We start from the raw sequence: 26237 nt of genomic DNA, 5'->3' as shown, positions 1-26237 counted from the left end.
ACGGAGCCCGTACCCAGGCCGGGCCAAAGCGGCTGAATTCCCCCTCCAGGCACACTTCATGACCCGGCCTTAGCCGAGCTCCGCAGGCCACTCCCCCCAGATCAGCCGCCCTCACCAATCGATGTCGTCCGGCGGCTCCGGCAGCTCCTCGTCTTCGGGCTCAGGCGCGGCGTGATACTCCTCGGCCGCCTTGGGCGTCGTCGCGGCGCCGGCGTCGGCACCACCATCGGTGCCCGCGCCCTCCTGGGTCTCCCGTCCGGCCAGCACATCCAGGATCTGCTGGCCGTACTTCGCGAGCTTGTTCTCGCCGACCCCGTTGACCGAGCCCAGCTCTGCCGTCGTCGTCGGCGCGAGCGTGGCGATCTCCCGCAGCGTCGCATCGTGGAAGATCACATACGCGGGCACGCCCTGCTCCTTGGCCGTACGGCCCCGCCAGCCGCGCAGCGCCTCGAAGACCGGCAGCGCCGCTTCCGGCAGATCCGCCGGCGCCGCGCGCTTGCCCTTCGCCTTCGTCCGGGCCGCCCGCGCCGCCTTCTCCGGCTCCCGCCGCATCGGCACCTCGCGCCGGCCGCCCAGCACCTCGCCGCTCGCCTCCGTGAGCACCAGCGTGCCGTAATCACCCTCGACGGCGAGCAGCCCCTGCGCCAGCAACTGCCGTACGACACCGCGCCATTCGGCCTCGCGGAGGTCGTCCCCCACCCCGAAGACGCTCAGCCCGTCGTGATCGAACTGGATGACCTTGGCGGTCTTCTTGCCCAGCAGAATGTCGATGATCTGGCCCGCGCCGAACTTCTGCCCGCGCTCACGCTGCAGCCGTACGACCGTGGACAGCAGCTTCTGGGCGGGGACCGTGCCGTCCCAGGTCTGCGGTGGCACGAGACACGTATCGCAGTTGCCGCAGGCGCTGCTCTCCTGCCCGAAGTAGGCCAGCAGCCGCACCCGCCGGCACTGCACCGTCTCGCACAGCGCCAGCATCGCGTCCAGATGGGCCGACAGCCGCCGCCGGTGCGCCTCGTCGCCCTCCGACCCGTCGATCATCTTCCGCTGCTGCACCACATCCTGCAGCCCGTACGCCAGCCAGGCGGTCGACGGCTGCCCGTCCCGCCCGGCGCGGCCTGTCTCCTGGTAGTAGCCCTCCACGGACTTCGGCAGATCCAGATGGGCCACGAACCGGACGTCCGGCTTGTCGATGCCCATCCCGAACGCGATCGTGGCGACCACGACCAGCCCGTCCTCACGGAGAAACCGGCCCTGGTGCTCGGCACGCGTCCGCGGATCGAGCCCCGCGTGATACGGCACCGCCGCGATGCCGTTGTCCACCAGGAACTGCGCGGTCTTCTCCACCGAGGCCCGCGACAGGCAGTAGACGATCCCCGCGTCCCCCGCATGCTCGTTCCGCAGCAGCTCCAGCAGCTGCTTCTTCGGCTCGCTCTTCGCCGCGATGCGGTACTGGATGTTCGGCCGGTCGAAGCTCGCCACGAAATGCCGGGCGTCCGCCATCCGCAGCCGTGAGGTGATCTCGGTGTGCGTGGCCTCGGTCGCGGTGGCGGTCAGCGCGATCCGGGGCACCTCGGGCCAGCGCTCGTGCAGCATCGACAGCGCCAGATAGTCCGGCCGGAAGTCATGGCCCCACTGGGCGACACAGTGCGCCTCGTCGATCGCGAAGAGCGAGATCTTCCCGCGGTCGAGCAGATTCAGCGTCTGCTCGACCCGCAGCCGCTCGGGCGCCAGATACAGCAGATCCAGCTCCCCGGACAGGAACTCGGCCTCGACGAGCCGCCGCTCCTCCAGATCCTGCGTCGAATTCAGGAATCCGGCCCGCACACCGAGTGCCCGCAGGGCGTCGACCTGGTCCTGCATCAACGCGATCAGCGGCGAGATCACGACCCCCACACCGCTTCTGACCAGCGAGGGAATCTGATAGCACAGCGACTTGCCGCCACCGGTCGGCATCAGGACGACTGCGTCCCCGCCCCCTATGACGTGCTCGATGATCTCCTGCTGGCTGCCGCGGAACGCGTCATACCCGAACACCCGGCGCAGCACCTGCACCGCCTCGCTTGCGTCCGAAGCGCCTTCCACATCCATGTCCACGACCACTTCCACGTCCGCCAGAGCCATTCCGAAAGCCTACGAGTTCCGCGGGGGTCGCCGTCGACCCTGTGGATAACTCACACCGTCCGGCACGGTCGGGCATTGTCCACCGCCGTCCGGCACTGTCCACCGCCGTCCGCCCGGACAATCAGCCGGACGTTCAGCCAGGACGAGATCCCCGCACAGAACGTGCGGCCCCGCTTCCCCCCCCCGCACAGTACGTGCAGCTCCGTCCCGCCCGAGCGCCGCCGTGCTCAGCTCGGCCCTCACCCGGCTTTGCGGCGCCGACGGTAGTACGCCACCGTCACCCACCCCAGGAGCGGGCCCCAGGCCAGCAGCGGCAGGTAGCAGGCGGTCATGAGCCAGGCCGCCGCGCCCTTCGGAGCGGTGGGGTCGGCCATCTCCTCGTCCCAGCCGAACGAGGACAGCACCGTGATCACGGTGACCGCGGCCGCGCCCAGCGAGGCGGGGACGACCGCGGCCGGGACGGGAACGTTCCGCTCGCCCAGGACGGGCACCCAGCGCGGCACCCGCTCGCCCCACGGCCGGACCAGTCCGAGGGTGAGCAACCCCAGCCCCTCGGCAACCAGGCTCAGCCCGATCAAATACAGCGACGTCCAGCCGGGAAAGTTGCTCCGGTGCATCGGATCACTCGCGCCGAACCCGAAGGGCATCCCGAAGGCGATGGCGCACCGCCACAGGCCCGACGGCAGCAGCGTCAGAGGTGCGGCGCGCGCCGCCCACCGCACCGCACGGGGAACGATCGGGAACCGTTCGATCGTCGTCATCGGGCCCCGGCCCCGTCGGCCTGCTGCTTCCCCCACCCCGCCGGCAGGGGCGGCAGCTCCGCATGGGTGACCTTGAAGCCGCCCTTCGTCACCGACGCGAACGGAGCCGGTGCCATACAGGTGCCGACATGCGGAAAGACGGCCTTCCCATCGACGACATCGACGTTCGACACCGCCCAGGAGAAGCCGAACCGCCCCCTGCCGGGACCGCCGCTCTTGACGCTGAAGCCCAGCCGGTCCCCGATCTCCTCGGGGTCCTCGGACTTGGTGACCACGGCGCTGAGCGTCGCGGTGTCGCCCCCGGTGGCCAGGCAGTCCACCGAGGCCTCCGCACGTCGGCCCTGCTTCTTCTCGGGCGACCAGTGGTAGATCGTGACCGTGCCCCGTGCGTCGGTGGGCATTCCCTGAGGCAGCCCTCCGACCGGCCTGCTGAACGGAGCCGCCTTCGCGTCGACGGCGAAGCGGATGTCGTCATGCGGCGAGTAGGCGTAGAAGACACGGGCCTGGCCGCTCACCCGGGCGAGCCCGGCCGGTGCCTTCTCGGCGGCCGTGGTGCCCGAGGGCGCGGCGGACGCGGCGGACGCGGCGGGGGTGAGCCCCGTCAGCGCGGCTATTACGGCCACGGCGGCGACGGCTCCCACTGCTGCCCTGCGACGACGGGAAGCGACGAAGCCGTGCTTCCTGGCTAGAGAGGACGAACGGCCGGAAGAGGAAGAGACGGAAGAGGAACGGCCGGAAGAGGAAGGGACGGAAGGCGAACGGCCGGAAGAGGGACGGACGGAGGGATTGGTGCCGGGCACGAGGAACTCCCTTGATACGCAGCAGCCTTGGCGGCCGCCGCCCTGTCGATGACGCCTCCAATCTGATGCCGGGCCGCCGGGCCGGACCATCTGCCGATCAGCGGATCTCGGGCGCCGGAGCGGGCGTCATCTCTGCCGTTCGGCGGAGGGAGCGCCGAGACGGCCGCTCGTAGGATCGATGACGTGGGCTTGACGGCGTGGGGGCGATGAACTCCGTGGGGATACATAGGGGGTGGGCCTGGATGAGGCGCCATGTTGACGCGGACGCGATATGAGGCGCCGCAACCTACCCCCGACCCCGCCCCCAACCCGGCCCTCAACTCCAACCCCGGCCTGGCCCCCGCCCCCGCCCGTGCTCGCCGCCATAACGGGCTGCGCAGCCCTGACCGCCCTCACCCTCGCGTACGGCACATGGGCAGCGATCCCCTACGGAGCCGTCCCGGCCGTCGTGTCCGCCACCCTGCTCCTCTGGACCGTTGCCTGCTGGCCGCGCTCGCGTGCCCGCCTCGCCCGCCCGCTGGCGCTCGCCGGAGGCCTGTCGCTGCTGACCACAACGTTCTCCGCCCCTCCATCGGCGCCCTGGGGATCCGTATGGCGGCTGGCCGAGATGGTGGTGCTGCTGATGCTCCTTGCCGTAGTGGCCCGTTGGGCGCCGCGTCGGCAGGCGGTGACCGCGGGTGTGGTGGCAGGCGCGGCGGTCGCGACATGGACGCTGCCTCTGATCCCGGCGCCGTCCGTGCTGCCGCTGGCCGGCGCCGCCGCCTTCTGGGCGCTTCCCGTGCTGGGCGCTGCTGTCGTGGGCGGCTATCCACGGCTGGTGGAACACCGGCGGCGCCGGCTGGTCATCGAGACCCGGCGCTCCCAGCAGCTCGAACTCGCCCGAGATCTCCATGACTTCGTGGCACACGACATCAGTGGAATCGTCGCGCAGGCACAGGCCGCCCGTTTCGTGGCCGCATCCGACCCGGGCCAGGCCCTGCCCGCCCTGGAACGCATCGAAAGGGCCGGGCTGCATGCCTTGGCGTCCATGGACCGCACGGTACGGATGCTGCACGAGGCGAACGGCAACGGCATCACCCGCCCGGCCGCCCCGGACGCCCCGGCCGCCCCGGAGCCCCCAGCTGCTCTAACGCCTCAGGAGGCCCCCGCACCCCAGGAAGCACCCACACCGGAAGCACCGACACCGAAAGCACCCACACCAAAAGGCCCGCCCCCGGAGGTCACTCCCCGCCCCGAGCCCCTACCAGGAGTGGACCAACTCCCCGCCCTCATCGAGCGCTTCACCGCCGTAGGTGCCACCGAGGCCCGGCTCACCATGCCGCCCGCCACGCCCGGAACCCTCTCCCGCGAAACCAGCTCCACGGCCTACCGGATGGTCGTGGAAGCCCTCACCAACGTCCGCCGGCACGCCCCCGGAGCGGCCCGTGTCGAGGTGACCCTCACCCCCGCCGTCCGTAACCCCGCCACCCACCCCGCACCCGCCCTCAAGATCGAGATCCAGGTCGTCAACGATGCCGGAGCCGCTCCCGCCACCGCCCTCCGCACCCGGCGGGCGCGCGACGGCCACGGCGGACGCGGCCTGAACGCCCTGCGTGAACGCGTACAGGCGACCGGCGGAACCCTCTCCTACGGCCCGTACGAGGGCGGTTGGCGGGTGCTGGCCGTGTTCCCGCAGACCCGCACGCTCCCCCAGGAGACGACATGAGCGGCACCCCCACCCGCATCCTCCTGGCCGACGACCAGGACGACGTCCGCAGCGGTTTCCGGCTCGTCCTCGACTCGCAGCCGGACATGACCGTCATCGGTGAGGCCGCGGACGGTGCCACGGCCCTTGACCTGGCCCGCCACCTCCGGCCGGACGTCGTACTGGCGGACATCCGCATGCCCCGCCTGGACGGCCTGGAACTCACCCGCCTGCTCGCGGGGCCCCAGGCCACCCGGCCGACCAGGGTGGTCGTGGTCACCACCTTCGACCTCGACGACTACGTACACACGGCCCTCCACAACGGCGCCTGCGGCTTCCTGCTCAAACGCTCCGGGCCGGCCCTGCTGATCGAGGGCGTGCGCGCGGCGATGGCGGGTGACGCCCTGATCAGCCCGCAGATCACCGTACGGCTCCTCCGGCGGCTGTCCCTGCCGCCGGCGCGCCCCCGTCCCACCGCCGACACCCTCACGGACCGTGAACGCGAAATCGTCCGCCTGGTCGCCCGGGGCTCCACCAACCAGGAGATCGCCACCGAACTCGTCATCTCGCCCGGTACGGCGAAGACCCACCTCGCCAACATCCAGTCGAAGCTGAAGGTCCGCAACCGCGTCGAGATCGCCGCCTGGGCCTGGCAGACGGGGCTCATCCCACCGGCCCCGTAGGCTCCCCGCCCCACGCAACGGCTCCGGACGCGGAGGCCGAGGCCGCACCACTGGGCAACGCCGACGCCTCGTGGCACGATCTCGTAGGTGACCAGCAGAGCCTCCGCGGAGCAGCACTTGCGCGACCTCGCGCGGCTGCGCCGCGTGCGCGACCGGATCGACCGCGAGTACGCGCAGCCGCTGGACGTCGAGGCGCTCGCCCGCGGCGTGAACATGTCAGCCGGGCATCTCAGCCGCCAGTTCCGGCGGGCCTACGGCGAGTCGCCGTACGGCTACCTGATGACCCGGCGCATCGAGCGTGCGATGGCGCTGCTGCGCCGTGGCGACCTCAGCGTGACCGAGGTCTGCTTCGAGGTCGGCTGCTCGTCGCTGGGCACCTTCAGCAGCCGCTTCACCGAGCTGGTCGGGGTGCCGCCCAGCGTCTACCGGCGCCAGGCGGTGCGCGCGACGGCGGGGATGCCGTCCTGCGTGGCGAAACAGGTGACCAGACCCGTCAGGAATCGCGAAGCGCCAGGTCACCGAACCGGTCAGGAATCGAGAAGCGCCGGCGACGAGCGGCACCTAGCGTGACTGCCATGGACATCACCCTTCACGCGAGCTTCCTCCCGCACCACGACCCGGACGCCTCCCTTGCCTTCTACCGCGACACCCTCGGCTTCGAGGTCCGCAACGACGTCGGATACCAGGGGATGCGCTGGATCACGGTCGGCCCGGCCGGCCAGCCCGGCACCTCCATCGTCCTGACGCCACCGGCCGCCGACCCCGGCGTCACCGACGACGAGCGCCGCACCATCGTCGAGATGATGGCCAAGGGCACCTACGCCGCCCTCCTCCTGGCTACCGGCGACCTCGACGACACCTTCACACGGCTGCAGGCGAGCGACGCCGAGGTCGTCCAGGAGCCGACCGAGCAGCCGTACGGCGTTCGCGACTGCGCCTTCCGCGATCCCGCGGGCAACCTGATCCGCATCCAGGAGCGGCGCTGAGCGTCCGGGATGACCGAGGCGGAGGCCGAGGCCGAGGCCGAAGTCGAGGCCAAGGCCCCCGGGGCCGACGCGCCGCCGCCGCAGCAGTGACCGGCTCGCCCCGCCTCCTTGGCACCGAGCGACTGCGCAAGGCGACCGCCGACGGCCCGGCGCCCCGCCAGAGCGCACCGCCCGGCGCCCCGCCCGAGCACACCGCGCGCCCAACCACAGAGGCACCGCGCCCCCGGCCCCAAAGGCACCACAGGCCGAGGCCCAGGAGAAACCAGACGTCCCGTGCAAGGCTTGCCAGATCGAGCCGGGCGACACCGACGGAACCCGTGACGGCGGCCCCGCGTAACAGATCGTGACGGCGGCCCGCGCAACAGAGGGAGACACGATGAGCATGGCCCCGAGGGCGGACACGCAGTCGCCTGCGCACGTGGCCGACCGCCACGACCTGATCCGCGTGCACGGCGCGCGCGTGAACAACCTCCAGGACGTCAGCATCGAGATCCCGAAGCGCCGGCTGACGGTGTTCACCGGTGTCTCCGGCTCGGGCAAGAGCTCGCTGGTGTTCCATACGATCGCCGCGGAGTCGCAGCGGCTGATCAACGAGACCTACAGCGCCTTCGTGCAGGGCTTCATGCCGACGCTGGCGCGGCCCGAGGTCGACGTCCTCGACGGGCTGACGACCGCGATCATCGTCGACCAGCAGCGGTTGGGCGCCGACCCCCGCTCCACGGTCGGCACCGCCACCGACGCCAACGCGATGCTGCGCATCCTCTTCAGCCGGCTCGGGCAGCCGCACATCGGCTCGCCCCACGCGTTCGCCTTCAACGTCCCCACGGTCCGGGCGAGCGGTGCGCTCACGGTCGACCGCGGTGCCGCCAAGACCAGGGCCGTGAAGAAGACCTTCACCCGTACCGGCGGCATGTGCACGCGCTGCGAAGGCCGGGGCACCGTCTCCGACATCGACCTCACCCAGCTCTACGACGACTCGAAGTCGATCGCCGAGGGCGCGTTCACCATCCCCGGCTGGAAGTCCGACAGCTTCTGGACCGTGCGGGTCTACGCCGAGTCCGGTCTCCTCGACCCGCACAAGCCGATCCGCAAGTTCACCAAGAGGGAGATGCAGGACTTCCTCTACCGGGAGCCGACCAAGGTGAAGGTCGAGGGCGTCAACCTCACCTACGAGGGGCTGATCCCCAAGATCCAGAAGTCCTTCCTGTCCAAGGACAAGGAGGCCCTGCAGCCGCACATCCGGGCGTTCGTGGAGCGGGCGGTCACCTTCACCACCTGCCCCGAGTGCGACGGCACCCGGCTCAGCGAGGCGGCCCGGTCGTCGCGGATCGACGGGATCAACATCGCCGACGCCTGCGCGATGCAGATCAGCGACCTGGCCGGATGGGTACGCGGCCGCGACGAGCCAACGGTGGCACCGCTGCTCACCGCCCTGCGGGGCACCCTCGACTCGTTCGTGGAGATCGGTCTCGGCTACCTCTCGCTCGACCGCCCGTCGGGCACGCTCTCGGGCGGCGAGGCGCAGCGCGTCAAGATGATCCGCCACCTCGGCTCCTCGCTCACCGACACCACCTACGTCTTCGACGAGCCCACCGCGGGCCTGCACCCCCATGACATCCAGCGGATGAACGACCTGCTGCTGCGGCTGCGCGACAAGGGCAACACGGTGCTCGTCGTGGAGCACAAGCCGCAGACGATCGCCATCGCCGACCATGTCGTCGACCTCGGCCCCGGCGCCGGTACGGCGGGCGGCACCGTCTGCTTCGAGGGCACCGTCGAGGGGCTGCGGGCCGGCGGCACCGTCACCGGCCGCCATCTCGGCGACCGGACCGCCCTCAAGGAGACGGTGCGCAAGCCCACCGGCAAGCTTCCGGTCCGCGGCGCGACGACGCACAACCTGCAGGACGTCGACGTCGACATCCCGCTCGGGGTGCTGGCCGTCGTCACCGGCGTCGCCGGCTCCGGCAAGAGCTCACTCGTACACGGCTCGATCCCGGCCGGATCCGGTGTGGTGTCCGTCGACCAGGGAGCCATCAAGGGTTCCCGACGCAGCAACCCCGCGACGTACACCGGACTGCTCGAACCCATCCGCAAGGCGTTCGCCAAGGCCAACGGCGTCAAGCCGGGGCTGTTCAGCGCCAACTCCGAGGGCGCCTGCCCCCACTGCAACGGCGCCGGCGTCATCTACACCGACCTGGCGATGATGGCCGGCGTCGCCACCACCTGCGAGGAGTGCGAGGGGAAGCGGTTCGAGGCATCGGTGCTGGACCACCACTTCGGCGGCCGCGACATCAGCGAGGTGCTGGCGATGTCGGTGGCCCAGGCCGAGGAGTTCTTCGGCGACGGCGAGGCCCGCACACCCGCCGCGCACCGCATCCTCGGCCGCCTCGCCGACGTCGGGCTCGGCTACCTCCATCTCGGCCAGCCGCTCACCACGCTCTCCGGCGGCGAACGCCAGCGGCTCAAGCTGGCCACCCACATGGCCGAGAAGGGCGGCATCTATGTCCTCGACGAACCGACCGCCGGCCTCCATCTCGCCGACGTCGAGCAACTGCTCGGCCTGCTCGACCGCCTCGTCGACTCCGGCAAGTCGGTCATCGTCGTCGAACACCACCCGGCCGTCATGGCACACGCCGACTGGATCATCGACCTCGGCCCCGGCGCCGGCCACGACGGCGGCCGCATCGTCTTCGAGGGCACCCCCACCGACCTGGTCGCCACCCGCTCGACCCTCACGGGCGAGCATCTCGCGGCTTATGTGGGGGCCTGACGGCGAAGTTCCCCGTAGCGCCGACCCGTTGTGGAGGGGCCCGGCCCGTTCGAGCCGGGCCAGGGAGGGGGCCCGATCGACCGGCCGCGCCCCCTACGGGGAACCTGAAACGCACGGAAGAGCCGGACTCGCCGGCCTCCTCCGTGTCGAGGAGGAGCCATGGCACTGGGCCGCAAGGGATCACGACGCATCGTCGTCGACAGCACGGCCTACCGCTGGCGGTTGCGACGCAGGCCGACCTACGTCCAGGCCCTTTCCTGGACACCGTGCACATTCGCGGTCGAGCATGCGGACGCCCCTGGGACAACGCTCGTGGTCACCACCAACCAGCCGCACCCGAGCAACTGGTCCGGACGTGCAACCGAACCGGTACTGCCCTCTGACGTTGCCCGGATCATCCAGCTAGCTCTTCGCCAGGGCTGGACCCCAACGACTCCGGGCTCCCCCTTCCACATGGACCTTTCCACCGGCTTCACGCCCTCGCCCTAGAAGGGCGTAGCGAGCCGGCTCTGGGCGCGGACGAGCGCACCTTGAGGAGATCGGGCACCCGTTACGGTGACGGGCATGTCTGGCACCGGCTTCTGGACCGTCCCGCCCGACCGCATAACCCGTGGCAGCGGCGCGCGCTACGAACTGACCGTCCTGAACCCGCCGTTCACTGTCGAGGTCGCCGACCTTCCGCCCAACGACCCGGAGCACGCCGCGGAGTTCGCTGGCTCCCTGGGCACGATCGACCACGTGATCGAAGGCCTGGGCCTCCGTAAGCAGAGCGACACGATCACGGTCGCCACGAGAGATGATCTGGACCTCGTGCGGGTGGGGGCGTAGGGGAACCTCGTGTCGGTCTCCGATCCGGCGTTCGCGGACGACGGCAACCTGGACGACGAACCAAATCAGAACGACTGGGGCGCCCTCGCCACGGCCTGCCTCGCCGACGCGGACCCGTGGGGGAGGGCCGCCCTGGACGCCTCCTCACTGCGGGTGCGCCACAGCGAGCACACCACCAGCCACATGGAAGCCCTGTACCTCAGCGACTGATTACGCTTCAACTTCCCTTCCCGGCAACCGGAGCGGCCGGGTAGGTCAACGGAACGAACCGTCGCCGCAGCGGACGCCGTTCGCCCTCCTCCTGCTGGCGCACCCGCCTGCCCGTCGAGCGGACGAGACCGCCGAGACCGCCGAGACGATCGAGGCCGGCATGCGCGGCTCGGCCGATGCCCTCGACCTGGCCCCTGCGGCGGCGAAGGCCCCTGATGCCCGGCAGCGTCTGCGCATACAAGGGCAGCCTCTGCGCATACAAGGGTGCAGCGAGCTCCCCGTCCGCTCACGCAAACGGCCCCGCACGAAGAGCCCGGGGCCGAACAGAGCACCTCCCCGGGAGAAAAACCCCAGGTCAGCGGCGCATCGAGTGGTGCCCCCGGCAGGATTCGAACCTGCGACACCCGCTTTAGGAGTTCGATCAAACGACCCACCAGCCTTGGCGCCCCCACGCCGCTTCAGCCCAAGTCGTGCTGGTCTGTCGACTCACGTACGGCAGAGTCCACAAGCGTTGCCGTCAGTTGGTGCCGTCAGCGAGGGGTGCAGGCATGCCGACAGTGGTCCTCGGCTCTCGAACCTGCGGCCTACGCATTAGGAGTTGTCCGATCGTGGTCCGCTGGCGTCCGACGCGGTCTCGCAGGCCAGGTCAGCGGGGGCCGGGCACGTCTGTGGACGCCTGTGGATCACTATGGATCATCCGGCAATCGAGACCACAAACGAGACCCGCCCCCGACAGCGAGTAGTCGAGGCGTCGCAGTCGCTATCACGGCGGGCGAGCCAGCCACCCCGCACTACTGTCCCGGTCGGGCGCACCGGCGCCCCATCACCATCGAGATCACAGACGCCGAACCGCTAGACGACATACAGCGCTGTACGTGATTTTCCTACGCCCTCACGATCGTTGCTCACACCTCCCCCTAGTCCTACCGGGAGAGAGGTGCAGGTGAGAGCCACTCTTTGGCGAGGATGACAGGCGGGAACGTGTGTGCGATAATCCGTCCGGTTTCAGAAATCACACCTCGGGCGAGGTACGTTTTTTGAAACCCACCGGAGGAGCAGCCTTGGACCACGTTCAGCCTCAGCAGCTCACAGACCTTGACGTCTCCGATGAAATCTTCATCGGTGCGATGGACCTTGGGGCCGCCGATGTTCGCCAGTGCACCAGGTTCGACGCGCCAGCGATGCCCGGCATGATGTTCTGGAGCAGGGTCAACCGCTACATCGCGGAACAACTGACTGATCCCAAGAGGACCTCTCCGCGACCGCATTGGAAGCGGACGCAGAGGGACAGCATTCTTCGGGTGGTTCACCCCACCGGGAGTCACGCCATCACCGCCATCAGCGCTGCTGGCGGGGTCGGCGACCTGACCAAGAGGGTTCGCTCGAAGAACCCTAAGGGCCGGGCGATGGCCGCACTCGTGAAGGCGAACGCACAGCTTGCCTTCATGTCCCGGGACGAGTTGGAGTTCGGGGCCGAGCTGGACACGATGCCGCTGTGGTGCCTGCTGTACAAGCGCAGCGAGACCGGCGTCCTTCAGGCGGAGCTGTCCCTGCCGGTGAAGATGAACGGCAAGCACGTCGACGAATGGCGGGTCCGCTTCCCCATCCACATGCCGCCTCTCGACCCCGGTGTCGATGTCACGCTTCGGGACGCGCCGGGAGATGATGAGGGGCACCAGGTTCTGGTGGAGTTTGTTGGGGAGTAAGCGACCAGGCCATCGAAGCAATGGGAGCTGAGGAAAGTGTTCACCCCCGAGCGATTGGTCCTAGCGCGGAAGCGCCGGCGCATGACCCTGGCAGCGCTTGCTCGTGAGGCCGGCGTCTCCGCGCAAAGCCTCACCGCATTCGAGAATCATCGCAAGGTGCCGTCAAAAGAGACACTTTCCTCGCTGGCCTCTGCCCTGAACTTCCCTGTCCCCTTCTTCCAGGCCCCGCCGGCACCGGAGATGCAGCCGGGCGCCGTCAGTTTCCGTGCTCCGTCGAAGATGAGCGCGGTCGAACGCGACAGCGCCCTCACCTCCGGGGCCATCGCCGCGACACTCAATGCATGGCTGGAGCAGCGTTTTAAGCTCCCGCTCCCGAACGTGCCTACCTACCCACACCTGTCTCCAGAGGAAGCCGCGGAGCAGCTCCGGGCAAACTGGGGCCTCGGTGAGGCGCCAGTATCGAACGTGGTCCACCTGCTGGAAGCCAACGGCGTACGCGTCTTTTCGCTCGCCCCCGACTGCTTGGAAGCGGACGCTTTCTCCACCACTCGTGACGGAACGCCGTACATCTTTCTAAATACCCGTAAGACCGGTGAGCGCGGTCGCTTTGACGCCGCCCACGAACTTGGGCACCTCACTCTGCACAGCGACTACCGCACCCCCCAAGGTCGAGATGCCGAGCCTCAAGCCAACGCCTTCGCCTCCGCCTTTCTCATGCCGCGCGCTGGCATCCTGGCTCAGGAACTGCATAACGCCTCAGTCGACCGCATTCTGAGCGCTAAGGGCCGCTGGGGTGTATCCGCGATGGCTCTGACCTACCGGCTCCGCGCCCTGGAGCTACTGTCAGAGTGGCGCTACCAGCAGACCATGAAACAGCTCGGTCAGAGGGGGTACCGAACCAGTGAGCCGGGTTCTTCTATGGTGCGCGAAAGCAGCCAACTGCTAGCCAAAGTCTTCGAAGCGCTGCGCATTCGCGACATGTCGGCCGCCGATGTCGCCTCACAGATGAACATCCCCCTCGAAGACCTCAACCACTACGTGTTCGGCCTCGTCCCGACCACCGTTCAAGGTGGAGGACGAAGGGCTGCCCAATCAGCGAAGCCCAAACTTCAACTCGTCCGCTAGAGGCTGCCCGCCTGGCGTCCACAGGTTTGGCTGCGGACGCCAGGACTACGGGTAGCTTTACACTCCGCGCGGCTTCCCCGCCCCCGCCTGGGGAGAACTGGCTCTGCGATGGTCTAGCCCCACCACTACCCCACGCGCGGCACGTGAGGGCTAGACCGGCCTTCCTGGGGACATGGCGGTCAGGGCGGCGACCCGCTCTGAGGAACATCTCTGCGCTTGACGAGAAGGCGCAACAAGGCGCGTGGCGGCTCGACCGGTTGGCATCTGCGTGCGTAAGGAGCATCGTTGAAGGAAGGAGACCTGACAGACCACCGACATACGGTGCCCGAAATGATCTTCCGGGGTGCATTATGGAAATTCTGCAGCGCTTGCCCCGCCCGCCAGAGCCTGATCTCGTATTCTTTGCGATGCCGTACGGTGAGAAAAAGTTGACGGATGGGCAAACGCACAACTTCGACGAGCTTTACGAGTACTACTACGCGCCTGTAGTGGAACGCCTCAATATGCGACCCGACCGGGCAGACGCCATGTATGGCACGGTACAAGGGGTGCTGCAAAGTGCGTGGCAGGGTATCGAGCGCGCCTCTCTAGTCGTCGTAGATTTCTCTGCTCGCTCCGCGTCCGTGGCCATGGAATTTGGCTGGGCCATGTGCCTGCACAAGCGCATGGTCGCCCTTTCTGCAAGCCTAGAAGATATACCAACTGACGTACAGGGGCAGGTGCGCCCAATACTCTACTCCTTCACGACTGCGGGTCTTGGCCAAATGGCCAAGAAGCTTCAAGAGGAGATAGAGGAAACGGCAAAAAAACCATTGGAGGAAATTGACTTCAAGCTTCTGGACCCCCAGAAGAAGATCGCCGCGCGTGCGCAAGTAGTGTCAGCGGAACCGGACTTCCTAGTGGTCCGCGATGTGCAGAACCCTCGACGGCTGGGTGAGATGCGCAAGACTGACGTGGACTACTTGCGGGAGGTCCCGCTCGATATGTCGAGGAAATTCCCTGTCGGCGCACTGATCAACGGAACCTTCATATCGGAAGAAGACGGAACCAGGTTCACGCAACGAGCAGGCCAAAAGAATCCGTGGCCTGACATCGTTGAAACATTCCCGCCCGGTCACGTGTTCACCTCTCGGGTAGTGAATCGCGCAAACGTAGGTGCATTTATCTCTATAGCGCACGGAGTCAATTCACTGATTCCACGCGCTGAGGCAGAGGCGGCGGGCCTGCTAAATGGCAGCGAAGTCGAGGTTGTGATCCAGAGGGTCGACCCAGACAGGCAAAAGGCATTCTTGGCTCTGGCCAATCCCACTTCGCCCGAGACGGGTGCCAATCCCTCTGCCGCTCCGGAGGTCAAAGATTACCCGAAGGCAGGGGAACGAGTTACCGCGACAGTAGCAAGGATTGCCCAAGAGGAGCCATCGGGGAGCGGCGGCTACATTCTGGTCGCCCTGGACGACTGGTCCCTTCCTCGGCCAGTCATACTCCACCGAACCAGGATGAGCGATTCATTGCGGCATGCGTTCGATTCCCACGCTTTGAAAATCGAAGACAGACTGACTGTCGAAGTCCTCACAGTGCGCCCATCTGTCAAACACCCAGGCAAAATCACAGTGGAAGTTTGTGACATAGAAGCGGCAAGCGGGCAGCCGGAACTGCACACATCCGATGGATCAAAAGCGCAGGGAGCATAGGGTGCAACGACGGCCATCCGGGAACTCGCGGCTCCCGCTACGGACGCCTGGACCTACGAGCAGCGCGGGATCTGACCGCCCCATCCTCATACAAGAGCACAGCCTCACGGCCTGTGCGTAGCAACAGGGCGAGGCCGACCCACCGGCGCGTAGAGACCCTTCCGTTCCGCGCGTCCGTAGATCTGGTGGGCTTGGCTTCCCAGTGTGGTGGCGCCAGGATCCGTCACGACACCACAGCAGCCCCGTCCCGAGCTGGCTCAGCCGCCGACTGCCCCACCTCATCGGCCCGGCCACGTTGACCGGCAGCTTTACAGTCCACTCAGCGAAGGGCAGCTGAGCTGGGCTTTTCTTCGTAGCGCGTGCGCATGTCCCACAGGGGCCCCCACTGAGCCCTGTGGGCCGGCAGGGACGCCGCCTGGTGGGGCGCCGTTGTGCGCCGCTGTTCACGTATGGGTTGGTGCACGTCGAGCCTCCCCTGCGGAGGGGTCCTGGCTCTCAGTTAATGCGGTGCCGCAGCGCAAGTGCCTCCGCACGCTTGCGGATCGCTGCCATCCGGGCCTCCCACTCCGCACCCGAGCGGTGGTCAGGGTGGGCGGTCGTCTGTCCTTGGTGTTTGCGGTAGTGGAGACCGGTCTCACCGATGAACCAGCCGTCAGCCATCACATCGAGGGCCATCAGGAGGGCGGTGTCCTCGGACGCGGGTAGCGCCATCCATCCGCCTGCTTCCGCGATCAGGCGTTCTCGGACGCAGAGCGACGCGGGGTGAACCTGGGGTCGGTGAGTGGATTTCCAGTACGCATACAGGTCGCCTCGGGCGAGCAGACCGGCTTCGGGGTCGCCGAGCGTGTTGTGCCCAAGTGAGCCGTCCGGCATAAGGTCGAGCACCCGGCAGACCGTCCAGCCGACGGACGGGTGTGTCTCCATGACCTCGATGTCTCGGGCGAGAGCGCCGGCGGGCAGGATGTCGTCAGCGTCGAGAACCTTCACCAGCTCACCCCGGCTGCGCCCCCAAGCCATGGTTCGGGCCACTCCAGGGCCGCCACGCCGGTTGTCGCTCACCTTGACGTGAGAGTCCTCGCGGATGTCGACGGGCACGTCGGCCTCCTTGCCGCCGTCGACCTGGACCAGCCATTCCCACTCCCAGCCATCCGGCAGTTCCTGCGCGCGGAGCGAGGCGAATGCCTCGGGCAGGAAGCTCAACGCCGTGTCGTGCACCGGCGTCACGATCGATATGAACTGGGTCACTGGGTCCACCTCTCCAACGGCACCGAGTACTGAAGCTCCGTCCGCTCGCCGGCAAGCACCACATGTGAGTACTCGACGACATCGCCATCGGTAGACACGCTGGTCTTGTCGAGCAAGATCACTGCGCTGTTGACAGGGATGCCCAGCTTCCGCGCCTCGGCCTGGGTGGCTAGCCGGGTCCTAACCCCGTCGTCGATGCGGTCGATCTCAATCCCGATGGTGCTCAGTTGGTGGTGTGTACCTCCGGGCCACGGCTCCTTGGAGCTGTCCAGCAGGTCGGGGTTTCGGGCAGCAACTTCATGGACCAGGTAGGAGTCGATCAGCGACAGCGCGGTTGTATCCGCAGAGGTGCTGTGCCAGTACTGCCGGTGCAGCATCAGAGTGCCGGTCTCCACCCCGAACCGTTCGGCAAGGTTGGCGTCTGCGGGGATGGTGCTGAACGTCGCGTGGGTCTCGATCTGGTCATGGTCCAGGCTGGTGTCCTTATCTATGACCCCTTGGCTCCGGCGCACTTCGTCGGGTCGCCTCGCCAGTCTTTTCTCCCAGACGTAGCGCTCTTGATGCCGGCGGATCTGGTGCGGCGGGCGTTCGCGGACCTTCGTACCGTGCCCTCGGACCATGCTGACCAAGCCCTCAGCCTCCAGGGCCTTGTACGCCGCAAGGATGGTGGTCTTTGACCCTTTACCTTGGGCGACCATTTCCCGAATCTGGGGCAGCTGATCTCCCGGGCGATACCCGGCGGTGCCAGCCGCGATCTCCTGCGCGATCTGTTCTGCGAGTCCGCGCCATTGCGGCGTCTTGGGTGCCATGTAGTACCCCTCTCTCAACCCCGCTAGTGAACCACAGTCCCGGGATAGCGCTGTCCTGGGACTGTTGACAGTCCCGGGACAGCGTGTCAGTCTCATGGCGTGCCCAGCAGTCCCGGGACAGCTAATCCGGGCTGGTGGCACCCCACACCAAGGGGCCTTCTTTGGGCTGCCTTGTGGGCGTGTCGGTTCGGGATAGCTCGTGCAAGTGGGGCCCTGAGCTGGTCGTTGCTTGAGAACTGAAGAGCGTGCAGCCCCAGCCACCTCCACACGGGTGGTCGATGGGGTCGCCTCCGGCCCGGCGAAATCGGGCCCGGGAGGCCGCCTTCAACCCTCGCAAGGTTCGGGAGGCGCCCGGAGCGATCCGGGCAACAGGACGCCGCCCCCTGCACAGGGCGGTCCGGGGCCACTCACCTCCCCGGGGTGAAAAAGGGGCGCCGCCCACTGACCTTCGGGAGTGGGCGGGGGTCGTCGCTGCCCCGGCCTTCCGGCCGCGGCGTCCGACGGCTACGGATCACCCGAGATCCGCACCACCGAGAGGAGACCCGCCATGGGTCGCCGACACATCTAGGCGCTGCCCGTGCTGGACCGGCGCAGGCAGCCGCGCCCGTTGCGTCATTTCACCGCGTTACCCACGGCTTTGCCCACGAGGCGATGCGTGGTTCATCCGGAGCAACCGCGGCCATGCCGCGGCCGGTTGCCTCCTCCGCCCGTCCGGGCGCTCCTTCGGGAGCGGCCCGTACGGGCGGGGCTGAGGGGAGCTGGAATCCACTGGTTCCACAACGGCGCGCGGCCCCGGAGTTGCACCTCCGGGGCCGCTTTCGGGCCGTTCCACTGCGAGAGGAGCACGACCCATGAGTTTCATCGTTGCTGTTCAGGCGGGTGTTACCGCCGCTGAGTCCGACCGTGAGCCGTCGGCCGCGGAGCTGGATGCCATCGAGGTGGAGATGCCGCTGATCTCTGCCGAGGTAGAGCTGCTGGACGTGCGCATTGCGCTGCTGGACCGGGTGCCGTCGGAGCTGGACGAGCGGCGGGTGCGGCGGGCGCGGAACAAGGTGCTGGCGGAGCGGCGGGCGCTGGCCAACCGCGGCGTCTCCGGGGAGGCGGCGTGATCCGTGTGATGACCGCCAGCCGCCTGCGCCGGCTGCGCGAGGAAGCCGACACTGCCCGTGCGCGGGCCCGGGAAGTGCAGGGGCAGGCGGATGCCGCCTACGCCTGTCACTTCCGCGAGGCGTTCGCGCTCACCGCCCGCGCCGAGCAAGCCGAGAAGGAAGCCGCGACCGGCGTCCAGGACCTCCAGCATCTTCAGATCGCGTTGGAGGACACGGCCGGCGAACTCACCCAGGCCCGCGCGAAATTGAAGATGATGGCCCAGCGCCTGGAGGAGCTGAGCGGCCCGCCGCCGGAGGATGCGTCGGTGATGCTGCTGCTCCGCTACGGCCAGCCCCACAGCCTCCACCCCGACAAGCAAGCCGCCTACGACTACGCGGCCACCCTGGGCGCCCCGCCGAGTAGTTGGGGCCCGCGTGGTGAACGCCCGGTGGCGGAGGTGCCGTGGGTGTGCGTGCCCTTCATCTACGACTCCGCCCGCGACCACTTTCGCAGCGTCACCGCCCCCACGGTGGAGCCGTTGGGGGGTGCGGCGTGAACGGTGTTCAAGTGCGTTCAGCCGAGCGCGCGCTGTCGGTCGGCACCTGGCTGATCGTGGGCGGCGCGATGCTCTACTCGATCCTGACCGTGACCCCGCTCATGTCCGCCCACACCCCCAAGGCGTGGGCCTGGACAGCGCCGATCCTGCCACTGGTGGTGGACGCCGCGGTGGTCATCGTGGTGCGTCTGGACTCGGTGCTGGCCCGCCTGGGCGGGCACGGCGGGCGGTGGCCCATCGCCCTGCGGTGGATGACCGGCGCCATGACTCTCGCCCTGAACATCGCCGACTCCGCCCTGAACAAAGACCTGGTGGGCGTAGCCGTCCACGCGGTGGCGCCGCTACTGCTGATCGTCACGGCAGAGACCGGGCTGGCCTACCGGCGCGCCATCACTCACGCGGTGACGGCCCTGGAGGACAAGCGACAGGCGGAGCGGGAGCGGCGGGAGCGGGTCGCCCAGGAGCGGCAGGACGCTGCTCGCCGGGAGCGGGCGGAGGAGCGGGAGCACGCTGCCTCCCTGGCGCGTGAACAGCGCGAGCACGAAGCCCAGCTCACCCGTGAACAGGCCGACCGCGAAGAGCGCCAGCGGCGCGAGGAGCGTGAGCGGGACGCCGCCCGGGAGCGGGCGGAGCGGGCGGCTGGTGAACGTCGTGAACGCGAGCGTGAACAGCAGCGGCTTGAGCGTGAACAGCGTGAACGCCAGACCGCAGAACGGGCCGAGCGCGAGCGCCGTGAGCGGGCCAATGCCCGTGAGCGTGAACAGCGCGAGCGAGAGGAGCAGGCCGCGCGTGAACGCTCCGCGCTCCTGTCCCGCGGCCCGGCCGAGCAGAAGCTGCCCGAGGACGAAGCCCGCGCCCTGATCGCCGCGGCGTTCGCTGCCGGCCTGCCGGTGCGGGCCGCATCCGAACTGTGTGGCTGGTCGGTCGGCTGGGTCTCCTCCCGCTACGCCGAGCAGCGCACCCCGGATGACGAACAGCGCGCCGCCTGAATCACCCCATCTACCTGGGAGTTTCGCTGTGTCCAGCCGTACCCGAACCCGCGCCGTGAAGGCGGCGGGTGTCACTACTGTCCGTCTCCCGCGCCAGCGTGGGCGCCGCGCTGCTGATCCGTTCGTGATCGTAGTGCCCGAACGCCCGTCCCTGATCTGGCAGGCGCTGTCTGGTCTGGCGCTGATCGTGTGGAAGCACCGCCGTGCTGTTGCCCCGCTTGCCCTGGGCCTGCTGGCCTTCCCCCTCACCGCTGTCCTGCACGTGTTTGCCGGGTGGTCCGCGTTCCTGCTTGGCGCTGCCGCTGTGGGCCCGGTGCTGTGGCTGGCCATCGTGCAGCGCCGCCGTGCCGCCGCCGACAAGACGGTGTGGGGCTGGCGCATCGCGCTGGCCGTCCTCGGCACGTCCGCGCTCGCCTGGGCGGCACTGGCTGCCGGGTTCGGCCCGCTGGCCGGACCGCTGGAGCTGGTCTGGCTGCTCAACCTGATCGCCGCGCAGACCGCATGGCTCATCGTCCGCCGCACCCACTGAACCGAGGAGGCATCGTCTGATGGCAACCCCGACGCGCAACCGCAACACCAACAACGGCAGCGGTTCCGACAAGCCGAACAAGTTCGCCAACGCCGGCGCAGCCGCGGGCGGGTTCGTCGGCAGCATCGGCGGCTCGTTCGCCCCGCCGATCAACATCACGCTCAACCGCACCACCAACAGCAGCGGCGGATCGGGGTCCGGTATGCAGGGGGGCCGCCCGCACGCCGAGGCCCTGTTGCCTGCGCCGGAGTTCACCTCGCCTGCGCAGGTGCGGCAGTACTGCAACACCCTGCGCGCCGCCGCGGTGGCGCTGTCCATCGAGGTTGCCATGGGCGCCGAGATCCTCAAGGGCGTGCTTGCGGCTGTGCCGGATCCGCAGGGCCGCGCGTTCGGCTCGCGGATTCGGGCGCAGAAGGTGGCCCGCAAGATGCAGCGCTCCGCGGACGCGCTGCGGGACGCGGGAGTGAACGCTGCTGCCTGCTACTCGGCCTTCCAGCAGGAGTTCGAGGAGGAGATCAACCGCGTCCGCCACCGGGCCCGGCGTCCGCAGGTCCCGCAGATGAACTGGACCCAGCAGTAAGGAGGTTCGCATCATGGCTGAGCGTGATGCACAGCGGCAGCTCGCGGAGCTGCTGGAAGCCCAGTTGCAGGGCGGCTCGGACGCCGGGGGCGTGGGCAAGTACCTGCTGCACCGAGCCAAGCCGCACGTCCCGCCGTGGCTCGGCTGGGCCGGTACCGGCATGCTCGGGGCGCTGGGGCACTGGCAGTGGGGCGAGAGCGCCGCCGCCGGCGTCGGCCTCACCCTCGCATCGGTGGCGCTGACCGGCGCCACGTGGCTGATGGGCAAGTCGACCAGCCAGCAGCGCCGCCTGCACTCCGCCGTCACGGTCGCGGCCGGGTCCGCGTGGGTGACCGCGGCCTGCCTGGCCGGGCCGATGACGGGGCCGGTCGACGACCTGTACCTGATGGGCGGGCCCGTCATGGCCCTGTCCTGGAACGTCCGCCTGGTCCTGCGCCACAACCCCGAAGGCGCCGCCGGCAGCAGCAACCCGGACGGCGGGCTGCTGGAGAAGGTCGGGCTGGCGCGGGCGCAGATCGGTGCGGCGAAGGTGGAGCCGAACCGGGTCACCGCGCCGGTCGCGCTGGAGGCGGGGGAGCAGACCAACGACGACGTGACCAAGGCCCTGGCCCGGATCGCCTCCGCGCTGGACCTGCCCACGTCCGCGGTCCGTTACCACGCCGACCCCGGCTCCGCCCGCCGCGGCGATTTGGTCATCGTCCCCGAAGACATGCTGGCCACCGTGGCCGACTGGGAAGGCCCCTCGAACCTCGGGGGTTCGATCGCCGAGCCGCTGGTCATCGGCCGCTACGACGACGGCGCCCCGCTCCAGCTGTGGCTGCCGGGCGATCCGGAGACCAAGCGGAACTCCACTCACCTGCTCATCGCGGGCGGGACCGGTTCGGGCAAGGGGGAGACGGCGCTGAACCTGCTGTCGGAGATCCTTTCGCGGCGGGACGTGATCGTGTGGTTCTCCGACCCCAAGGCGTTCCAGGACTTCGCCCCGCTGAGGCCGGGCCTGGACTGGGCTGCCGAGGGCGGCACGGACACCGAGGTCATGGTGGAGTCGGTCAAGGCCGTCATCCCTGTGCGTACGCGGTGGCTCGGTGCCCATGGCTACCGCCAGTGGGTCCCGGCCGCCGCCGAGCAGCAGAACGATCCGGAGCACTCCTGCCGGCCGGACGGCCGGGCGTGTGGATGTGAGGGGATGCCGTTCGTCGTCTCGTGGTTCGAGGAAGCCGCCAACACCCTGCGCAGCCTGGGCGATGACGCGTTCACCGGCATCGCCCAGGAAGCCCGGTCGGCCGGTATCTCCCTGGTCGTCTCGCTCCAGCGGCCGTCGTACGACCAGATGTCCACCTCCACCCGGGCTTCACTGCCGTCGGTGATCGCGCTGGGCTGCGACCCGCGCGATGAGGGGTTCTCGCTGCCGGAGGCGGTGTTGGACGCGGGGGCTCACCCGGGTGCGTGGGGCAACCGGCGGCCGGGGTACTGCTACCTGGTCTCGCCCGGTATCGCGGAGGACCGCTACCCCTCCCCGGGGCGCACCCTCGCTTTCCCCGCCCGCGCGGTGAAGACGATGGAGCAGCTGGCCACGTGGGCGCAGCGCAACGGCGCCCCCGCTGGCCCCGTCACCGCCGGTGCGGTCTCCGGCGTGGCCGGGCGCGCCTATACCGGCCGTACTGCCCCCGAGGACACCGCGCAGCCGACGCCGAAGGCGTTGCGGGCCGTCGAGGAGGAAGAGGACATGAACCACGGCGGTCTGCTGCTCGACCCGGAAGACCGGGGCATCGATCCCGAGGCGGAGCTGCCCGACCCCGAAGCGGGCGACGACGCACCGATCTTCGGGCAGACCACCGGCCGCAAGCCGTCACCGCAGGAGGCCCGCCGCTTGTTTGCCGAGGCGCTCGCGGAGTTCGAGGATGCCGGGCAGATGGTGGTGGGGCCCAAGGACTTCATGGGCTGGTGCGACCGCAACAACCTCTCTCGCCCGTGGGTCTCTGACCGACTCAAGGAAGCCGCCAAGGACGGCCGGTTGGAGGCGACGAACACCACCGGCCGGTGGCGCATCGTCCCCGCCCTGGCGGCTGCCTGACACCTGACACCGTCAGGGCCGTCTGACACCCAAAACCCTAGGCAAACCCGCTGTCAGAAACACGTGACGCCCCAGGCGTGACACCCCTGACACCCCTGCCTGACACCTGCTGCACGGGCCCGCGCCACATCTGTGGCGCGGGCCCGCGGCCATCCACGGAGGAACGCTTCATGCTCCGTCCCGACCACGACCCCGCTGCCGTTGAGGTCCACCACCCGCAGCCGATCGCCCACCCGCCCGCCGCGCCCCTGGAGCCCGTACAGCCGGGCCCGGCGGTCGTGCAGAGCATCGTGCTCCCCGACGGCCGGGTCATCACCGGCTACCCCCTCACACCGGAATCGACCCCGGTCCCCGTCCAGCCGCGGCCGGCCGTTTCGCGGACGGCGGTGAACATCGCGCTCGGCGGGATCGGGTTCGGCGCCGTCTGCGGCGGACTGGCCCTGCTCACCACGGTCATCGCCACCCTGACCGCCTTCATCACCCAGCTCATCACCCTGGCCGCCGTCATCTTCGGCGGATGGATCGCCGTCCAGATCTTCGGCGCCACCGGCCACCGCGACGCCGGGACCACGGTCAACATCCGCAAGGCCGTCATCAAGCGCAACCACTTCCACAGCTGAGGAGACCCCGAGTGTTCGACGACTACTGCGACGAGTGCGCCGACTACGGCTGCCACGGCCACGAGCTGTGCGACGAGTGCAACGGCGACATCTGCAACGAGTGCGACGGCTGTGACTGCCCCGAGTCCTCCTGCTCCGGCTACATCGCCCACCAGACCGGCACCAACTGATCATCTGCCACAGGAGTTGACATGAGCTTCGACCCCAACGAGATCGTGACCATCGAGCTGGACTGCGCGGGCTGGAACGAGCCCTACACCCGCGACATCAGCCGCCACCAGCTCGGACAAGTCCTCCTGACCCTCGATGACATGGCCGCTGACACCGACGACCGGGCCCCGGACGAGGCACAGACCTGGCCCACCCCCGAGGCGGCATACGTCTCCGCACCGAGCATCCTCGATGAGCTGGAGTGGATCAACCACACCGCCGCCGAGACCAGCTGGGACGAAGAGCTGGACCGGCAGTACTTCCTCCGCAAGGCAGCCGTCTTCGACCGGATCGCCCTGCGCAACGCCGTCGATGAGGACCCCATCGACACGACCGGCAACGAGGACGTAGCCGAGGTAGCCGCGGTGATGCTGCTCGACTACGACAAGACCGGCCGCGAGATCTACGGCGGCACCCCCTACCCGCCCGGCCAACCCGCCGCCGAAGCCGACCCGCGCGGCTACGTCCGCCAGGAATACGCCCTGTGGAGCGTCTGCACCTGCCACGACTCCAGCCAGCACCCCTGCCTCAAGCACCCCAGCGCCTAGCAATGGCTAGGGCGGGCCGCCTCTCGCCAAAGACCGCGGCCCGCCCTGGTCTCCAGTCCACAACAGACCTATTGGAGGTCTCCCAGCATGACTCAACCTGCCCAGATTCGGCGAGCCCGCCTGCGGGTGTTGGCCGCTTTCTGCGGTGTCGGTGGCGACACCGCCGGCTACATGGCCGCCGGATGCCACGTCACCGGCGTCGATCAGGTACCCCAGCCCCGCTACATCGGTGACACCTTCCACCAGGGCGACGCGATCGAGTTCATTCGCACGCACGGTCACGAGTACGACTTCATCCATGCCGGTCCGCCGTGTCAGTTCGACTGCACCTTGACCGCCGGCACCAACGCCGCCAAGCGCTCCGGCTACCCGGACCTGTTGGAGCCCACCCGGGCCGCGCTGGAGTCCACCGGCCGCCCCTACGTCATCGAGCAGCCGCCCGGCCGGGCTGCGAAGAGGATGCGGGTGGACGTAACGCTGTGCGGCGAGATGTTCAGCCTGGCCGTCCTCCGCCACCGAAACTTCGAACTCGGCCACTGGGCCGCCCTCAAGCCCGCCCACCGACCGCACCGCGGCCGCGTGGCCGGCATGCGCCACGGCAAGTGGTACGAGGGGCCGTACTTCCAGGTCTACGGACAGGGCGGCGGGAAGGGCACCGTGGCCCAGTGGCAGCAGGCCATGGGCATCAACTGGACCGACGTCCGCAAGGAGATCGCCGAAGCCATCCCACCCGCCTACGCCCGCTGGCTCGCCCACGCCTTCCTCGCACACACCCGGATGGAGGTGGCGGCATGAGCGACCACCTGCGAACCGCCCTGAACCTAGCCGCCCACGGTGTGCCTCCGCTCCCCCTACGGGCGGGAAAGGTCCCGTTCGGCAACTGCCGCGCATGCAAGGGGAACGCGTGCGGCGGCCGGCCGAACATGAAGAACGCCGGTCCCTGCGAGTGCGCCAGCGTCTGCCACGGCTGGGCCGCCGCCACCACCGACCCCCGGGTCCTCACCTCGCCGACATGGGCGTCCGCGTGGCGTGAAGCGGCGGCCGTCGCCTACCACCCCGGGGGAGCGGGGCTGACGGTGGTCGACCTGGACGACGCGGCAGCCATCGCATGGGCCCGCGAGACCCTGCCCACCACCCGCACCGTGCCCACGACGCGGGGCGAGCACTGGATCTACCGCGGGGCGATGCAATCCGCGAACGCAGTGCGGCCCGGCGTCGACATCAAGTCGTCCATGCAGTACGCGCGGTGGCTCGGCCCCGGAATCGGCGCCACCGCCCCCCTGCCCGACCCCGTGCGCGCCCTGATCGTCAAGGCACCGTCCCCCATCCCGCGCGCCATCACCGTGCCCGCGCTGGCCGGGGGCGGGGAGTGCCGCCACCGCACGCCCGCCTACCTGGAGCGCGGCATCTGCATGGCCGAACAGCGCATCACCGAGGCCCGCAGCGCGGTCCACACCACCGTCTACCGGACCTTCCTCGCCGTACTGTCCGCCCACGGCCGGTGCGGCTGCCTCACCGACACCCACATCACCAGGTTGTTCGCCGCCGCGCAGGCCAAGGGGGAGTCGGCCCGGCACTGCACCGACGCGTGGACCAACGCCCGCACCGCGCTGGGGATGTGAG

27 protein-coding genes are annotated in these 26237 nt (G+C 69.1%); 22 read left to right on the top strand and 5 right to left on the bottom strand.

Going from position 1 to position 26237, the window contains the following annotated elements:
• Positions 1–111: 111 nt before the first annotated feature.
• The 3 genes from recQ to NUT86_RS17880 form a co-directional block, all read right to left on the bottom strand.
• Positions 112–2121: a DNA helicase RecQ gene (recQ, locus tag NUT86_RS17890; protein ID WP_159487851.1), complete on the bottom strand. Its 2010-nt coding sequence runs from the start codon at positions 2119–2121 to the stop codon at positions 112–114.
• Positions 2122–2360: 239 nt separating this feature from the next.
• Positions 2361–2882, bottom strand: a complete 522-nt coding sequence (locus NUT86_RS17885; protein ID WP_274736345.1) for a hypothetical protein — start codon at positions 2880–2882, stop codon at positions 2361–2363.
• Positions 2879–3505: a hypothetical protein gene (locus tag NUT86_RS17880; RefSeq protein ID WP_274736343.1), complete on the bottom strand. Its 627-nt coding sequence runs from the start codon at positions 3503–3505 to the stop codon at positions 2879–2881. The genes NUT86_RS17885 and NUT86_RS17880 overlap by 4 nt, the downstream gene beginning before the upstream one ends.
• A 529-nt stretch (positions 3506–4034) precedes the next feature.
• Here NUT86_RS17880 and NUT86_RS17875 point away from each other — a divergent pair.
• From NUT86_RS17875 to NUT86_RS17825, 11 genes are all read left to right on the top strand, one after another.
• Positions 4035–5387 carry a sensor histidine kinase gene (locus NUT86_RS17875; protein WP_274736341.1) on the top strand — a complete coding sequence of 451 codons (1353 nt, stop codon included), beginning with the start codon at positions 4035–4037 and terminating at the stop codon, positions 5385–5387.
• Positions 5384–6049: a response regulator gene (locus NUT86_RS17870; RefSeq protein ID WP_274736339.1), complete on the top strand. Its 666-nt coding sequence runs from the start codon at positions 5384–5386 to the stop codon at positions 6047–6049. Before NUT86_RS17875 ends, NUT86_RS17870 begins: the two co-directional genes overlap by 4 nt.
• Positions 6050–6136: 87 nt before the next feature.
• Positions 6137–6619, top strand: coding sequence for a helix-turn-helix transcriptional regulator (locus NUT86_RS17865; RefSeq protein WP_274736338.1), 483 nt, complete (start codon positions 6137–6139; stop codon positions 6617–6619).
• A 5-nt stretch (positions 6620–6624) separates the two neighbouring features.
• Positions 6625–7035, top strand: coding sequence for a VOC family protein (locus tag NUT86_RS17860; protein WP_159487863.1), 411 nt, complete (start codon positions 6625–6627; stop codon positions 7033–7035).
• A 382-nt stretch (positions 7036–7417) separates the two neighbouring features.
• A complete protein-coding gene (locus NUT86_RS17855; protein ID WP_446750825.1) occupies positions 7418–9805 on the top strand; it encodes an ATP-binding cassette domain-containing protein in 2388 nt (795 codons plus the stop codon).
• 159 nt (positions 9806–9964) lie between these two features.
• Positions 9965–10294, top strand: coding sequence for a hypothetical protein (locus tag NUT86_RS17850; RefSeq protein WP_229838336.1), 330 nt, complete (start codon positions 9965–9967; stop codon positions 10292–10294).
• 75 nt (positions 10295–10369) lie between these two features.
• Positions 10370–10633: a DUF6333 family protein gene (locus NUT86_RS17845; RefSeq protein WP_274736332.1), complete on the top strand. Its 264-nt coding sequence runs from the start codon at positions 10370–10372 to the stop codon at positions 10631–10633.
• Positions 10634–10642: 9 nt separating this feature from the next.
• Positions 10643–10843, top strand: coding sequence for a DUF6333 family protein (locus NUT86_RS17840; protein ID WP_274736330.1), 201 nt, complete (start codon positions 10643–10645; stop codon positions 10841–10843).
• 1061 nt (positions 10844–11904) lie between these two features.
• Entirely contained in the window at positions 11905–12549 is a 645-nt protein-coding gene (locus tag NUT86_RS17835) for a hypothetical protein (RefSeq protein ID WP_274736328.1), read from the top strand.
• A 36-nt stretch (positions 12550–12585) separates the two neighbouring features.
• Positions 12586–13674 (top strand): helix-turn-helix domain-containing protein, encoded by a 1089-nt coding sequence (locus tag NUT86_RS17830; RefSeq protein ID WP_274736326.1) that lies wholly within the window; start codon positions 12586–12588, stop codon positions 13672–13674.
• Between the two features lie 350 nt (positions 13675–14024).
• Positions 14025–15365, top strand: coding sequence for a S1 RNA-binding domain-containing protein (locus tag NUT86_RS17825; protein ID WP_274736324.1), 1341 nt, complete (start codon positions 14025–14027; stop codon positions 15363–15365).
• A gap of 495 nt (positions 15366–15860) precedes the next feature.
• Here NUT86_RS17825 and NUT86_RS17820 read toward each other — a convergent pair whose 3' ends face one another.
• Together NUT86_RS17820 and NUT86_RS17815 are read right to left on the bottom strand one after the other, a co-directional pair.
• Positions 15861–16610, bottom strand: a complete 750-nt coding sequence (locus NUT86_RS17820) for a glycosyltransferase family 2 protein (RefSeq protein WP_274736322.1) — start codon at positions 16608–16610, stop codon at positions 15861–15863.
• Positions 16607–17419: a GntR family transcriptional regulator gene (locus NUT86_RS17815; RefSeq protein WP_274736320.1), complete on the bottom strand. Its 813-nt coding sequence runs from the start codon at positions 17417–17419 to the stop codon at positions 16607–16609. The genes NUT86_RS17820 and NUT86_RS17815 overlap by 4 nt, the downstream gene beginning before the upstream one ends.
• Positions 17420–18270: 851 nt before the next feature.
• Here NUT86_RS17815 and NUT86_RS17810 point away from each other — a divergent pair.
• The 11 genes from NUT86_RS17810 to NUT86_RS17760 all read left to right on the top strand — a co-directional run bounded on the left by NUT86_RS17810 (position 18271) and on the right by NUT86_RS17760 (position 26236).
• Entirely contained in the window at positions 18271–18528 is a 258-nt protein-coding gene (locus NUT86_RS17810) for a DUF6284 family protein (protein WP_274736319.1), read from the top strand.
• A gap of 8 nt (positions 18529–18536) precedes the next feature.
• The gene (locus tag NUT86_RS17805) at positions 18537–19064 is read left to right on the top strand and encodes a hypothetical protein (protein WP_274736317.1); all 528 of its coding nucleotides are present in this window, start codon (positions 18537–18539) and stop codon (positions 19062–19064) included.
• Complete coding sequence (locus tag NUT86_RS17800) at positions 19061–20053, top strand: DUF2637 domain-containing protein (protein ID WP_274736315.1); 993 nt, start codon at positions 19061–19063, stop codon at positions 20051–20053. The genes NUT86_RS17805 and NUT86_RS17800 overlap by 4 nt, the downstream gene beginning before the upstream one ends.
• 124 nt (positions 20054–20177) lie before the next feature.
• Positions 20178–20582, top strand: coding sequence for a hypothetical protein (locus NUT86_RS17795; RefSeq protein WP_342456247.1), 405 nt, complete (start codon positions 20178–20180; stop codon positions 20580–20582).
• 19 nt (positions 20583–20601) lie between these two features.
• Positions 20602–21162 (top strand): plasmid transfer protein TraA, encoded by a 561-nt coding sequence (traA, locus tag NUT86_RS17790; RefSeq protein WP_274736311.1) that lies wholly within the window; start codon positions 20602–20604, stop codon positions 21160–21162.
• 13 nt (positions 21163–21175) lie between these two features.
• A complete protein-coding gene (gene traB, locus NUT86_RS17785) occupies positions 21176–23236 on the top strand; it encodes a plasmid transfer protein TraB (protein ID WP_274736309.1) in 2061 nt (686 codons plus the stop codon).
• A gap of 170 nt (positions 23237–23406) precedes the next feature.
• A complete protein-coding gene (locus tag NUT86_RS17780) occupies positions 23407–23856 on the top strand; it encodes a hypothetical protein (protein ID WP_274736307.1) in 450 nt (149 codons plus the stop codon).
• Positions 23857–23867: 11 nt separating this feature from the next.
• The gene (locus tag NUT86_RS17775) at positions 23868–24026 is read left to right on the top strand and encodes a hypothetical protein (protein ID WP_274736305.1); all 159 of its coding nucleotides are present in this window, start codon (positions 23868–23870) and stop codon (positions 24024–24026) included.
• 21 nt (positions 24027–24047) lie between these two features.
• A complete protein-coding gene (locus tag NUT86_RS17770; RefSeq protein ID WP_274736303.1) occupies positions 24048–24614 on the top strand; it encodes a hypothetical protein in 567 nt (188 codons plus the stop codon).
• A gap of 87 nt (positions 24615–24701) precedes the next feature.
• A complete protein-coding gene (locus NUT86_RS17765; RefSeq protein ID WP_274736301.1) occupies positions 24702–25409 on the top strand; it encodes a class I SAM-dependent methyltransferase in 708 nt (235 codons plus the stop codon).
• A complete protein-coding gene (locus tag NUT86_RS17760) occupies positions 25406–26236 on the top strand; it encodes a bifunctional DNA primase/polymerase (RefSeq protein WP_274736299.1) in 831 nt (276 codons plus the stop codon). Before NUT86_RS17765 ends, NUT86_RS17760 begins: the two co-directional genes overlap by 4 nt.
• Position 26237 lies beyond the last annotated feature (1 nt).

It is taken from the genome of Streptomyces sp. G7(2002), from assembly GCF_028870195.1.
Taxonomy (GTDB): Bacteria; Actinomycetota; Actinomycetes; order Streptomycetales; family Streptomycetaceae; genus Streptomyces; species Streptomyces nigrescens.
The sequence above is the reverse complement of the archived record's forward strand: the minus strand, read 5'-3'. Positions and strand labels throughout refer to the sequence as shown.